Annotated in this window: 10 protein-coding genes; 6 read left to right on the top strand and 4 right to left on the bottom strand. The window is 35.2% G+C overall.

Translation table 11 applies throughout. The annotated features are described in order from the left end of the window. Positions 1–207 precede the first annotated feature (207 nt). The 5 genes from sufC to GM3709_RS00770 all read left to right on the top strand — a co-directional run bounded on the left by sufC (position 208) and on the right by GM3709_RS00770 (position 6,990). Complete coding sequence (gene sufC / locus GM3709_RS00790; protein WP_066115354.1) at positions 208–978, top strand: Fe-S cluster assembly ATPase SufC; 771 nt, start codon at positions 208–210, stop codon at positions 976–978. Between the two features lie 109 nt (positions 979–1,087). Continuing rightward, positions 1,088–2,446, top strand: coding sequence for a Fe-S cluster assembly protein SufD (gene sufD, locus GM3709_RS00785; RefSeq protein WP_066115352.1), 1,359 nt, complete (start codon positions 1,088–1,090; stop codon positions 2,444–2,446). Positions 2,447–2,553: 107 nt separating this feature from the next. Continuing rightward, on the top strand, positions 2,554–3,639 hold the full coding sequence (leuB, locus tag GM3709_RS00780) for a 3-isopropylmalate dehydrogenase (protein ID WP_066115350.1): 1,086 nt from the start codon (positions 2,554–2,556) through the stop codon (positions 3,637–3,639). Between the two features lie 419 nt (positions 3,640–4,058). Then, on the top strand, positions 4,059–4,415 hold the full coding sequence (locus GM3709_RS00775) for a DUF1815 family protein (protein WP_066115348.1): 357 nt from the start codon (positions 4,059–4,061) through the stop codon (positions 4,413–4,415). A 130-nt stretch (positions 4,416–4,545) separates the two neighbouring features. After that, the gene (locus GM3709_RS00770) at positions 4,546–6,990 is read left to right on the top strand and encodes an endonuclease MutS2 (protein WP_066121634.1); all 2,445 of its coding nucleotides are present in this window, start codon (positions 4,546–4,548) and stop codon (positions 6,988–6,990) included. Here the strand turns inward: GM3709_RS00770 and GM3709_RS00765 are convergent. From GM3709_RS00765 to GM3709_RS00750, 4 genes are all read right to left on the bottom strand, one after another. Then, positions 6,968–8,608 carry an ABC transporter ATP-binding protein gene (locus tag GM3709_RS00765; RefSeq protein ID WP_066121632.1) on the bottom strand — a complete coding sequence of 547 codons (1,641 nt, stop codon included), beginning with the start codon at positions 8,606–8,608 and terminating at the stop codon, positions 6,968–6,970. The two genes, GM3709_RS00770 and GM3709_RS00765, sit on opposite strands and share 23 nt — an antisense overlap. 233 nt (positions 8,609–8,841) lie before the next feature. Continuing rightward, on the bottom strand, positions 8,842–10,116 hold the full coding sequence (locus GM3709_RS00760; protein ID WP_066121630.1) for a folylpolyglutamate synthase/dihydrofolate synthase family protein: 1,275 nt from the start codon (positions 10,114–10,116) through the stop codon (positions 8,842–8,844). 5 nt (positions 10,117–10,121) lie between these two features. Next, positions 10,122–11,741, bottom strand: a complete 1,620-nt coding sequence (locus GM3709_RS00755; protein ID WP_066115345.1) for a YcjF family protein — start codon at positions 11,739–11,741, stop codon at positions 10,122–10,124. A gap of 56 nt (positions 11,742–11,797) precedes the next feature. Next, entirely contained in the window at positions 11,798–13,108 is a 1,311-nt protein-coding gene (locus tag GM3709_RS00750) for a proton extrusion protein PcxA (RefSeq protein WP_066115343.1), read from the bottom strand. A gap of 198 nt (positions 13,109–13,306) precedes the next feature. Between GM3709_RS00750 and hisD the strand changes: the two genes are divergently transcribed. Beyond that, complete coding sequence (gene hisD / locus GM3709_RS00745) at positions 13,307–14,611, top strand: histidinol dehydrogenase (protein ID WP_066115341.1); 1,305 nt, start codon at positions 13,307–13,309, stop codon at positions 14,609–14,611. The last annotated feature ends 196 nt before the right edge of the window (positions 14,612–14,807 follow it).

Raw genomic sequence — 14,807 nt, 5'->3', positions numbered from 1 at the left:
CCTGAGATCGAGTCGCCAGTCCATTATTAATAGTTTTGTATCAATTCTTTACTTAATACCTAATACCTTGTCTTTTTCAACAAACCCTAAGTAATTTTTAGTTAAACAACAAAATTGTTGCTAAAGTACCCTAAAATAGATTGACAGAAAATAAATACTAAAGTAAATCGATCGAGCAAACAGATAAAACTCGATAAAATAACTCAGATGAATCAACCTATATTATCAGTTCGTAACCTAACCGCCAGTGTCGATGGCATAACCATTTTAAAAGGAGTCAACCTCGAAATTAATCAAGGAGAAGTACACGCAATTATGGGGCGTAATGGCTCAGGAAAAAGCACTTTTTCTAAAGTATTAACAGGACATCCTGAATACGAAGTCACAGGAGGAGAGATAATCTATAAAGGGGAAAATTTACTAGAAAAAGAGCCTGAAGAAAGAGCATTGGAAGGTATTTTCCTCGCTTTTCAATACCCCTTAGAAATTCCCGGAGTTAGTAACCTTGATTTTTTAAGAGTAGCCTATAACGCCCGTTGCAAACATCTAGGATTAGAAGAATTAGATGCTTTTGACTTTGAAGATTTAGTTGAACAAAAATTAGATATAGTAAAAATGAACTCTGCTTTCTTAGCTAGAAGTTTAAATGAAGGCTTTTCAGGGGGAGAAAAAAAACGTAACGAAATTTTGCAAATGGCATTATTAGAGCCAACTTTAGGCATATTAGATGAGATAGACTCAGGATTAGATATTGACGCTTTGCGTATTGTTGCTGAAGGAGTTAACCAGTTAAGAAAATCTGATAACGCCTTTTTATTAATTACCCATTATCAACGTCTTCTCGACTACATTACTCCTGATTTTGTCCATGTGATGTATGAAGGAAAAATTGTCATGAGTGGAGATAAAAATTTAGCTTTGGAATTAGAAGCCAAAGGTTACGACTTTTTGGAAGAAGAAAAATTGGCAACTTTGTAGGAGAAGGAGTATAGGGAATTGAGAAAATTAATAAATCTTTATTACCTAAAACCTATTATTTATAACTTATAACTTATCATTTATGCCAAATTCGCCAAATTCGATCGCAATGTTAAAACCAGATACCTTTAAGGTAACAAAAGATGCTTATTTAGGGGGATTATTACAACTCAGTGAAAATCAACCCCTTAACGTTAGTGGAAAATTAGAAACGTTAATTCAAGGAATACGCCAAAAAGGTGCGAATCAAGTCGTACAATCCCACCTTCCCACAGAAAAAGATGAAGACTGGCGTTTTACGGACATCTCTGATTTACAAACAGAAGATTGGCATTTACCAATTCCCACACAATTAAGTATAGATGTATTAAATGGATTTATTTTAAGAGAAGTCTCTAATTCTCGTTTAGTATTCGTTAATGGTTGTTATGCCCCTAATTTGTCCGATATTTCCGCTTTACCTGATACCGTATATGTAGGGAATTTGATGGATTTAGATGAGGATAAAATTAACAAAATTAGTCAGTATTTTAATAAAAATGAGACAGCAACAGAAGTTTTTACTGCTTTAAATACATCAGGGTTAACAGATGCTTTTGTGATATGGGTAAAAGCTAACGCTAATGTAGAAATTCCTATTCATCTTTTACATCTAACTGCTAGAGATAATTTTTCTATTTTTACTCAACCTCGTATTTTAGTTGTTGCACAAGCTAATTCTAATATTAATTTTATCGAATATTACGGAGCTGTAGCTTCTGGATGTTCAGATTCAGCAAAACAAAAATATTATTTTACTAACGTTGTTACGGAAATAACTTTAGAAGATAACGCTCAGATCAACCATAGTCGCATTCAACGGGAATCAGGAGACGGTTTTCACATTGGCAACACTTTTGTTTCCCAAAGCAAAAATAGTCGTTATACCATTAACGAAATTAGTTTAGGTGCAAAATTATACCGTCATAACCTTCAGATTAATCAAGAGGGAGAAGAAACTGAAACCTATCTCAACGCCTTAACGATGTTGCAGGGCAAACAAATGGGAGATACTCACAGTCAAGTTAATTTAACAAAACCTCATGGTACAGTTAATCAACTTCATAAATATATCATTGATGATTCAGGTCGAGGTGTTTTTAATGGTAAAATTCATGTACCAAAATTAGCTCAATTAACCAACGCCACGCAACTTAACCGCAATCTCTTGCTATCTAACAAGGCTAGAATTAACACAAAACCTGAGTTACAAATCACTGCTGATAATGTGAAATGTGCGCATGGTGCAACCGTTAGCCAATTGGAAACCGATGAAATTTTTTATCTTCGTAGTCGTGGGTTAAATGAGTATGATGCTAAACATTTATTAATCGATGCCTTTGCCGGAGAAATTATTGAAAAAATACCCTATGAGTCTCTTAAAAAAAGATTAACTCAGTGTGTTGCTTGTCGCACTATTGACAATTAACAATGAACAATGGACAATTAACAGTAAACAAAAAGGGAGAAACCCCTCACCACATATTATTAAAGAACAATTAACAACTATTTATTTTTACCCATTGACTATACATAATGACTAAAAAATATTCTATAACTTTATTACCGGGAGATGGTATCGGCCCTGAAATTATGGCTGTTACTGTAAAGGTGTTAGAAACAGTCGCTAAACAGTTTGATATTGAGTTTCAATTTCAAGAGGCTTTAATTGGAGGAAGTGCGATCGATGCAACAGGTAATCCACTCCCCCCAGAAACCGTAGAAATGTGCAAAAAAAGTGATTCTGTATTACTAGCGGCGATCGGTGGTTATAAATGGGATAATTTGCCTAGAGAGCAACGTCCAGAAACGGGACTGTTAGGTATTCGTGCCGCTTTAGGGTTATTTGCCAATTTACGCCCGGCGACTATTTTACCTCAATTAATAGATGCTTCCAGTTTAAAACGAGAAGTAGTGGAAGGTGTCGATATTATGGTAGTCAGGGAGTTAACCGGGGGTATCTACTTCGGACAACCTAAAGGCATTTTTACCACAGAAACTGGCGAAAAACGAGGAGTAAATACTATGGCTTACACTGAGTCAGAAATCGATCGCATTGCCAAAGTTGCCTTTGAAACCGCCCAAAAACGTCAAAAGAAATTATGTTCAGTTGATAAAGCCAATGTGTTAGACGTATCTCAATTATGGCGCGATCGCCTTATCAAAATGTCAGAAGAATATCCCGATGTGGAATTAACTCATATGTACGTTGATAATGCCGCTATGCAATTAGTTCGTAATCCCAAACAATTTGATACGATCGTTACGGGTAACTTATTTGGTGATATTCTCTCTGATGCCGCCGCTATGTTAACTGGTAGTATAGGAATGTTACCATCAGCAAGTTTAGGAAGCGATCGCCCGGGGTTATTTGAGCCTGTACACGGTTCAGCACCTGATATTGCAGGAAAAGACAAAGCAAATCCCTTAGCCCAAGTTTTGAGTGCCGCCATGATGTTACGTTATGGATTAAACGAGCCTCTCTTAGCCGATAAAATAGAAAAAGCGGTGTTAAAAGTTTTAGATTTAGGTTATCGTACTGGAGATATTATGTCAGAAGGATGTATAAGTGTTGGTTGTAAAGCTATGGGTAATGCTTTATTATCTGTTTTAAATAAATAAGCTAAGACTCATCTGAGTTGCGTTAGTTGGATGCAAGTTATTAAGAACAAGGTATTAGATAATAGCTACCTAAATCGAGAATTTTTGCATCGAACTCAGGTTAAGTTGAAAAGTGAGGATTTTGTAAAACGGATAAACTTTTCTCTCCTTACAATGGAATAACATTAATAAACATTTAATTTTCCCTTGAAAAACTGACTGAAGGGGAACTTTATCTATTTAAAATTCTTCATGAAAAACTAAATTCACCATTTAACTTTAATTAGTTAATCACTATTTTCATAATTAGGATATGCTGGTGATAAGGGTTATAAACCCTGTTTTGCACTTTTTGGAGAATATATCATATAATCTAAAGAGGAAATCTTAAAAAAATATTAAGATTCTTAGAGATTAAATGGTGTCATTAGGAGGAATCAATGTTTATTCGATTAGCACATCAGTATCGTGAATTTGTTAAGGATTTAGTAATGAATCTTCAAGCCTTAGCAATTGTTTTAGAAAAAAGAGGTTATATCGCTTCTTGCTATACTTGTGGCACGGAGTTAACGAGTGCTTCTTTTATGGTTAGCTTAGGGGATAATCATTTAATTCGTTTCCTTGTCTCTGATTACGGTATTACTTGGACTGAGATGCAAGACGACAGAGAATTGATGAAGTTAGAAGGTGCTGAAGCTATCAGTCAATTAGAAGAATTAGCTAATTTAGTTAAATATCAAATCAAATCTGTTGACAGCAAAGCTCCTAGTTATGATCATAGTTTATTAGTTCACTAAATTTGAGCTATCATTGATAATTAACAACACTTTTAAGACTTTTTTCTAATCTTAAAATTAGTGATAATCTTTATTCGTCATTGTGAACTAATTTTCGATCGTTAATTATTAATTGTTAATTGTAATAGCCTTGATTGAACAAGAAACTTTCCGTTTATTAGAATGGCAGAGGTTATGTCAACATCTCTCCACTTTTGCCGCCACTAAATTAGGTGCGATCGCATCTAGTAATTTAGCCATCCCTGATAATGTATTAGAAACCGAGTATTTATTAGAGCAAACTAAGGAAGTTTGTCAACTAGAAACAGATATTAACGCCAATTGGTCATTTAATGGTATTCATGACATCGGAAATTCTGTTGAAAGAGCAAAAATCGGTGGTATTTTAAGCGGAGAGGAATTGTTAAATTTAGCAACAACTTTGGCGGGAGTACGCAAATTAAGACGAGTAATTGAAGATCAAGAAAATAGTCCTACTCTTCAAGAATTAGTTAATGATTTAAGAACTTTTCCTGAATTAGAGCAAGAAATTCACTATTGTATAGACGATCGAGCCGAGATCACAGAAAGAGCGAGTCCCCAATTAGGTGAAATTCGTCAAAAAATTAAGGCTTTACGCAACAAAATTCAGCAAACTTTACAAGCTATTATTCAGAGAAATAATAACGCATTACAAGAGCCTGTCGTTACTCAAAGAGGCGATCGGTTTGTCTTACCAGTAAAAGCTAGTCATAGCGGACAAATTCAAGGTATTGTTCATGATACCTCAACCAGTGGCTCAACCTTATATTTAGAACCAAGAGTTATTATTGATTTAGGGAATAAGCTACAAACTACCCGTAATCAGGAGAAAAGAGAAGAAGAAAGAATTTTAGGGCAGTTAACACAGAAAGTTGCCGAAGTTTGGGAAGATTTAGAAAAATTACTTGCCATTGCCACTGCTTTAGATTTAGCCACCGCCAAAGCTCGTTATAGTATTTGGTTAAATGGACATCCTCCCGAATTTGTAGATTTTCAAGACGGAGAAAGCATCAGTTTAAGACAGGTTAGACATCCTTTATTAGTATGGCAGGAAAAACATGAGCAAGGCAATTCAGTTGTACCTATTGATGTCTTAATTAACCCAGAAACAAGAGTTGTAGCCATTACAGGGCCAAATACTGGCGGTAAAACTGTTACCCTGAAAACTATCGGTATTGTGGCGTTAATGGCAAAAGTAGGCTTATTTATTCCTGCTAAATATCCGGCTCAAATTCCTTGGTTTCGTAGCGTTTTAGCAGATATTGGTGATGAACAATCCTTAGAACAAAGTTTATCTACTTTTTCGGGGCATATTCGCCGTATTATTCGCATTATTGAGGCTTTACATGGTGGATTTAACCCCCCCCACCTTTCCTTAATAACAGGGGAGTCTTTGGTGTTGTTAGATGAAGTAGGGGCAGGTACAGATCCTAATGAGGGAACAGCGATCGCCATAGCTATATTAAAATACTTAGCAGAACATAGTTTATTGACTATTGCCACAACTCACTACGGAGAATTAAAGAGCTTGAAATATGATGACTCTCGTTTTGAAAATGCTTCTGTAGAATTTGATGACGTGAGTTTACAACCTACCTATCGTTTATTATGGGGTATTCCGGGTCGATCGAATGCTATTACCATTGCCCAAAGACTGGGCTTACCGTTAAATATTGTGGCGGAAGCACAAGAATTAGTAGGAGGTTTTTCCCATGACGTGAATGAGTTAATTTCGGCACTAGAAAATCAAAGACGAGAGCAAGAAAATAAGCATAAACAGGCACAAGATTTACTCTCAAAAACGGAGCTATTTTATCAACAGGTAGAAGAGAAAGCCTCATCTTTACAAGCTAGAGAGAGAGATTTAAAGCTACAACAAGAACAAGAGGTACAAAAACTATTATTTGATGCTAAGAGCCAAATTGCTCAAGTTATCAAGGGATTACAGAAAAAAGGTGAACCCACCGCTCAAGACGCACATCAGGCAACGGATGTATTAAATAAAATTGGCGATCGATTTTTGACCCCACTGAAAGTAAAATCGAGCTATAAGCCGAAAGTAGGTGAAAGAGTGAGAATTTTAAGTATTGGGCAAACGGCGGAAGTTTTAACAGTGGATGAAGACACTGAACAGTTAAGCGCTCGTTTCGGTATCATGAAGATGGTAATTCCTTTCACTGATATTGAATCTTTAGACGGCAAACGCTTTGAGAAGATTAACCCTATTCCTGAGAAAACTAAAGCAACAGTTAATAAACAGCAATCTAAACAAGCTAATTTGCCAAAAACTGAATCTAAGCCTATTAATGTGCGAACTTCTCAAAATACCCTCGATATTCGAGGAAAACGAGTTCATTTAGCAGAGCCTCTCTTAGAAAAGGCGATCGCCAATGCCACTGATATGGGATCGTTATGGATTATACATGGTAAAGGTACAGGAAGTTTACGGACTGGAGTTCACGAATTTTTGAAAAATCATCCTCAAGTTAGTAATTTTGAATTGGCGAAGCAAAATGATGGGGGTGCTGGAGTTACGATCGCATTTTTAAAGTAAAAGCAGAAGCTAAAAGGGTTTTAGTATAAGGATGTTGAGGATTTTTAAAGATACTTTCAGTCTCCTCCAATTCTACTATTTTACCCCCATTCATAACAGCAATTCGATCGCACAAAAACTTAGCTACTGATAAATCATGAGTAATAAATAGATAAGTTAAATTAAACTCCGCTTTCAATTCTAAAATTAAATCTAATACTTGAGCTTGTACTGTAGCATCTAACATACTTACAGGTTCATCACATATCACTAATTTAGGATTAGTAATTAATGCTCTTGCGATCGCAACTCTTTGTTGTTGTCCTCCGGAAAGTTCTTTCGGATAACGGTTATAGTATTCTTGGGGATTTAAACCGACTCGATTTAACATCTTTTCTACTCTTTCTCGATTCTCCTGTTTATTGCCCATTTGATGAATTAACAATGGTTCTGTGATAGACTCTCCGATAGTCATCATGGGATTAAGACAGGCATGAGGATCTTGGAAAATCATCTGTATTTCTTTTCTTAAACCCCTAATTTCTTTTTCTGTAAGAGTGGTTAAATCTTGATCGAGAAATTGAACTTGTCCCGAAGTTGCTCTAATTAGTTGTAAAATGGTGCGAGAGAGAGTACTTTTTCCACATCCAGACTCCCCGACTAAACCCAATATTTCTCCTTGTTTAATATCGAGGTTAAGATCATCTACCGCTTTGATAGTTTGGGATTTTTTGCCTAAAATTTGCTCGATAAAATTCGCTTCAAGAGTATAGTATTGTTTTAAATTTTTTAACTGTAATAAAGGTGTTGTCTTTGCTTCAGGGGGTTGAGATGCGGTGGTGTGATGTAAATGAAAAGCGGCATCTAATAACGATTTAGAATACTCGTGATGGGGGGAATACATGACATCGTCAACTTTTCCGGTTTCTACCATTTCCCCTTGATACATTACCCCAATGCGATCGCAATATTTACCCACCATAGCTAAATCATGAGAAATCAACAATAATGCCATCTCTCTATCTCGACAGAAAGAAGTCAACTCTGCCAAAATTTCTGAAGCAATAGTCACATCTAAAGATGTAGTAGGTTCATCAGCAACTATCAACTTAGGTTCTAATAATAATGCAAGTGCGATCGCCACCCGTTGACGCATTCCGCCACTAAACTCATGGGGATACTGATTAAACCTTTCCGGGAGTATTTTCACCGTTTCCAGAGTAGATAAGGCTTTTTGCTTTGCTTCTTTGGTGGATAATTGGGGTTGATGGGCTTTCAAAGTTTCGATACAATGATCTCCAATAGTCATTAAAGGATCTAATCTCGTCATGGGATCTTGAAATATTAAAGCCACTGCTTCCCCTCGAAATTTGCGCATAGCTTGGCTATCAAAACTAAATATATCCTTACCCTGAAAATTTGCTGAACCTTCGATCGTGCTTTCATGTGGCAATAGTCGCATTACAGATCTTCCCAAAGTAGATTTACCGCAACCAGATTCTCCCACTAAAGCCATAATTTCTCCCTTATCCAAATTAAAAGACACATCATTAACTGCCCAAGTTTTTTTATCTTCCCCGTAGTTGGTAACAGGATAGGCAACTTTAAGATTTTTAATTTCTAATAAAGGAGAGTTCATAATAATAGGCAATGACATTAAATGTAAAATGTAGGGTGGGCATTGCCCACATTCACCTTAAAATAAAATAATAAAGGAAAATAGCTTTAGCTATTACTACGAACTTTCATTTTATCTGTTATCGATCGATTCATGATAATTGTAAAAAGTGCTATGGTACTAAAAATTTATAAATCTTAATTACTATTGGATCATTTTTTGTTTGGTGTTCTCTAAAATAAAATTTTTGGATTTTATGGAGAAAAATATTGTAAAAAATAGCCTAACAAATATAACGAACCACATAGTACTATAATTTCCTTTTCATTATCCACGATCGAGCTAACTTTTTCTAGGGCGATGAATAAGTCATCATAAGTGTTAACTTTTGTTAAGGATGGATTGACATTTTGCGCAACTTGTGAGAGAAAGTTTGTATCAGTACTGCTATGATCAGGAACTGGTACTAAGTGTAATTGATCTTGAGGACGTAGTAAAGCCTCAAAAATACCTTGATGATCTTTCGTGCTTAACATCCCCATTACCCAAATAATAGGTTTATGAAGTGTATCAATATATTGCCTTAAAACTTGTGCCGCCGCCACGTTATGGGCACCATCAATTAACATTTTTTGCCCTTGCCACACTACCCATTCTATTCTCCCTCGCCATTTTGCTTTCCTCATGCCTTCTTGTATATCTTCAAGTTTGATATGCCATCCTTTTTGCTGTAATATTTTTATAGTTGCGATCGAGATAGCGGAATTTTGTAATTGTATATCTCCTGCTAGAGGTAAAGGATACTCAATATCTTGATATTTAGCCCAATTATCACTATTTTTCTCAATTTTTTGGGCAGATTCTACCCATATACTAGGACAATCTAAGATTTTTGCTCTATTTTTGACAACTTCGATCGCTTCTGGTGGTAAATTACCAACTATAACAGGACATTGAGATTTCATAACACCGGCTTTTTCTGTGGCAATTTCTGTTAATGTGTTTCCTAATCTTTGCCAATGTTCTCTACTGATAGATATGATAATACTAGCAAGGTTCTTATCGCACACGTTAGTAGCATCAAGTCTGCCTCCTAAACCAACTTCCATTACTGCAACATCAACTTGAGACTGAGCAAAATAAAGCCATGCCGCCGTCGTTACCACTTCAAACAGAGTTGGACATTCTGGTAAGGAGTCAATAACTGTAGAAATATGTTTAATAATAGCTCTTAATTTTTCTGTGGAAATAGGTTGTTCATTTAAGCAAATTCTTTCATTCCAATTTACTAAATGAGGGGAAGTATAACGTCCCGTTTTATAACCAGCTTGAGTTAAAATTGATGATAAATAAGCACAAACAGAACCTTTACCATTTGTTCCTGCCACATGAATTATGGGTACTTTATTTTGAGGATTACCTAATTTTTCTAATAAATTTTTGATTCTTTCTAAACCTAAACTAATGCCAAATTTTTGATAAGGTTCTAATAAAGTATTTAGATTTTTTGATAAGTTATTATTTATCATTTTATTTACCCCCATTCATCCTTTGATTTACCATTTCCCCCCCATTCGTCACCGTCGTCAAAATAAATTTCATTACTTTTTTCTAATTCTCCTTGATTAAATTCACTATCGAGAGTATCTTTGATAGGCTCAATTACACGGGCAATGGCATCTTGTACAAATGTCTTGACAAACTCATCCTTACGGCTTAATTTAAACTGTCTTTGTACGACTTCCGTTATGCCACCGTCACCCCAATCTTGATCATGACTGAAATATTCTACAAAACTTTTACCCGCAATTCTAGTTAAATATGCGGCACTAATACCTTGAATAACTTTGCCTACGACATAAGTCGCCGCAGTAAACTGCAATGCCTTCGCAATTAATTCTACAGCACCTTTTACCACTCCTAAACTAACTAGAGTTTTACCTAAAGATAAGGCTAAATCTCTACCAGTTTCGCTATTTAAGTCACAACCGTAAACTTGTCCAATTTCTACTACCATTTGTGCATTTACTGCCGCAGTTGCCAACATATCTAACACGGGTAAAGGGGTACAAGCTATCACTCCTGCACCAATCCACTGATAACGTAGAATGATTTTATCAGCTTCCCGACTGCGTTGCTGACGGATTAATTTTCTCGCTTCTTCCCCTAAGCGTTGAGATTGTAAAAGAATATTATCTGCTAGTAAATCATCTCCCTCTGCACGACAAATAGCCGCTAAACGTTTGATTACTGAGGTTATTTCAATATCGGGTTGTATCATTTCATCTTCGGAAAACTGCACTGGTTGAGGATTTGCACAGGCTTTCAATACATCTACTCCCGTAATGAAGTTTTTTACTCTTTCTCGTAGGTTATTTAAGATAATTTCTTGTTCTTCTTCTGAATATAAGTCTATCTTATTAAAGATCAAGATCGATCGTTTTCCAATACTAGCCAAAGCCTCTAAAGGAGTAAATTCTGACGATCGTAAATCATTATCGCAGACAAACAGTAATAAATCTGCTTCTGTCGCTAATTGTCGTGCTAATTTTTCCCTAATTTCTCCTGGTGCGCCCATTTCCAAAATACCGGGTGTATCGGTAATCAAAATTTCTCTATTTGCTTGGGGAAGTTTTAAACTATAAGTAATCCCTTCTGTTGTCGTTCCCATACTTGCGTTCACATTACCAACCATTTCCCCAATTAAAGCATTGACAAGGGAGGTTTTACCGGCACTACCTGTACCAAAAACAGCTACTTTTAGGATACCTGTCGTCAAATTTGCCTCAATTTGTTGAGATTTGGCTAATAATGCTTTTTGGGTAACTTCATCTTGAATTTGAGCAACTTGTTTTTTGACTGCCTGAATAGTTTTGGAAGCAATCTCATTTTTTTCTGCGGGTAACGCTGGTAAATTTTTACGACGTTTAGTCTTTGTACCTGTTCTATTAGGAATAATACCTAAGTAATAGATAAAAATACCAATAAAACAAATGAGCAAAACAATGAGGATAAATACTAAAAAATTGGCTAAAAATGGACTAGTCCATGCGATTTCACTGTAAAGTCGAGATAAAGCACTGATTAACCATAGCATTAACCCAAAGATTACGCTTAAACCAACTACGATCGTAATTATCCGAGATAAAGGCATGATGATTAAGGGATGGGGTGATTGGGGGATTCTTTTTTATTCTTAATTTCTCGTTATTATGATTCATTCATATTTTTATAAGTGGCGACAGCAGAGGGTGAAATACGATTGAGATAGCGAAAAATCCAATATTTTAATACTGTGTCTAAAATAACGGGAAAAGTAGCAATAAATAAAAAGTTAAAATCTCGATTTTCTGGTAAGCCAAAATGACGGGTAATACTTTCTAAAATCACTTCCCAACCATGAGGAGAGTGAAACCCGACAAACATATCTGTGAAAAGAATAATTAAAAATGCTTTTGCAGAATCACTTAAACCATAAATAGTTTCATCAATAAAAGATTTTAAAATTAATAATTCTCTTTTACTTAAAATAAGGATAATTGTAAAAGAACCAAAGGATAGTAAATCTGCGAAAATATTTTTGACAGCATTAGAACTTTCATTGCGATAATTATGAGCTATTTCTTCGGCTTTTTCTTTAATTTTTGCTTCTTTTTCTTCCTCTGATAGATGAGGACTTAAACCAATTAAACTTCTTAGATTAAGATTTTCTTCAAAAGTTTTTAATTCTATTAATGCTTCTTCTTCTAAGTCTTGATTAATAAATACTATTTGCTCATGTTTCGCAAAATAGGGATCTACGAATATTGTTCCTAAAGTTATTTTACTTAAATTATGAACTAATAAAGGTATTATAATTAATAGCAATAAAAATTTAACAGAAATAGCAGTTTTATATCTGGATTTTCTAAATTTATTAATAACATCTTGTTCTATTTCCGCAGATTTAGGATCTATTTCTTGTTTAATTCTATCTAGGGTTCGCAAAAAAGAACGAGGTAAAACACTAGCTTTATCTGATACGGTTTCGATACTAGGTTCAAGATTATTTGGTGAATTATTTTTATTAGTTATTGATGGATTTTTTTGTGATTTATGATTGGGTTTTTCAGATTTAACTAATTGTAATGACGTATCATAATAATTGCTATTATATTTATTAATTATTTCATCAATAAAGTTCAGTCTTTCTAAAATTAAGTCTTTCTGATAATCTATTTCTCTAATATTATTATGATTATTAGATGTTAAGGTATTATCTAAAAAATGATGTACTGATTTACTGGTTTTGAATTGATTTATTTTAATATTAATTATTTGTAAATTTGACTTTAGTTCTTCTTCAAAATATGAAAAAACTCGATCGCCATAAGTGGAATTTTTGAGATCAATTTTTTGACCGTTAAAATGTTCTTCCTCCATTTTTTTGATGACTAAAGCCTTTTGATATGCCTCTTCTAGGGCATTTTGAGAACTATTACTAATCCAGCGTTTTGTAGAGCGGAAGATACGATTTAACATGAAATGAACTCTAAAATGGCATGATTTAACATTCTATCCTATGATTCTTTGATCGGCGATCGATTTCTATGAATAAATATCTGATGTGAATTTTGTGCTTGTTTTCTCTAGTCATCTTCTTTATGATCCCATGATTGAGGAATAAAACTGTTATTATAAAAACAATAGTTAAGATTTATTTAGTTTGATAGGATCTCGATGTTGCGAATAATAACAGATACCTTTGAAGCACGACAAGAACTGCAACGCATTAGCGATCGCACTCATAATGAACAAATAGAGACACAATCTGCCATCGTTAAAGAAATCATCGCTACGGTGAGAAAACGAGGGGATGAAGCCTTATTGGAATATACCCAAAAATTTGATGGGCAAACTATTACCAAGGAAAATCTTAAGGTGAGTGGTTCGGAAATTGATGCAGCTTATCAGCAAATTTCAAGAGAGTTACTCTCAGCTATCAAACTAGCGGCTAAAAAAATCGAGGCTTTTCACCGACAAAGAGTCCCAAAATCATGGGTACAATTTGATGATGATAATGTTGTATTAGGAAGGCGTTATACTCCTGTCGATCGAGCAGGTTTATATGTACCGGGTGGTAGAGCATCTTATCCTAGTACTGTTTTAATGAATGCTATCCCCGCTAAAGTGGCACAAGTCCCAAAAGTTGTCATGGTGACACCCCCAAGTCAAGACGGAAAAATAAATCCTGCGGTGTTAGTGGCCGCTAGTGAGGCAGGAGTTACAGAAATTTATCGAGTGGGTGGCGCACAGGCGGTAGCAGCTTTGGCTTACGGTACTCAAATAATACCCAAAGTTGATGTAATTACAGGCCCTGGCAATATCTATGTTACCTTAGCAAAAAAAGAAGTTTATGGCATGGTGGGCATTGACTCTTTAGCCGGCCCCAGTGAAGTGTTAATCATAGCAGATAATCACGCTAATCCGACTCATGTAGCCGTCGATTTATTAGCCCAAGCTGAACATGATCCCATGGCGGCATCTATTTTAATTACAGACAGTGCAATTCTAGCTGAAAAAGTACAAACCGAAGTTATACGTTTATTAGAAGATCATCCTCGTCGCATCTTAACAGAAAAATCGATCGCCCATTATGGGGTTATTATTATTACAAAAAACTTAACGGAAGCGGCCGAACTTTCAAACTTGTTTGCTCCCGAACATTTAGAATTAGAAGTTGAATCTCCTTGGGAATTAGTAGAAAATATCCGTCACGCTGGTGCTATCTTTCTGGGAAACTCTACCCCTGAAGCGGTTGGAGATTATTTAGCAGGCCCGAATCACACTTTACCAACCTCTGGTGCCGCCCGTTATGCCTCTGCTTTGGGGGTAGAAACTTTTATGAAATATTCTAGCTTAATTGAATATAGCCCTGTAGCGTTACAAAAAGTATCGAAAGCTATCATTGATTTAGCCACCGCCGAAGGTTTAACATCTCATGGTGACTCGGTAAAATTTAGAACAAAAAATACTCACAGTTAGACTTAAAAACTAAAAATGAGAGCTTTAATTAACCTCAGTGAACTATCAAATTTATTGGTAATGATAAGGTGTTAGGTGTTAGTTATTAGGTAATGATTTTGTTGTTAATTGTCAATTGTCAATACTCTCAATAGACTGTTACAAAATAAAAATAGAATAAAATTTAGATAGTTTTAAGATCCATTTTATTCACTTT

The organism is Geminocystis sp. NIES-3709, from assembly GCF_001548115.1.
Lineage (GTDB): Bacteria > Cyanobacteriota > Cyanobacteriia > Cyanobacteriales > Cyanobacteriaceae > Geminocystis.
The sequence above is the reverse complement of the archived record's forward strand: the minus strand, read 5'-3'. Positions and strand labels throughout refer to the sequence as shown.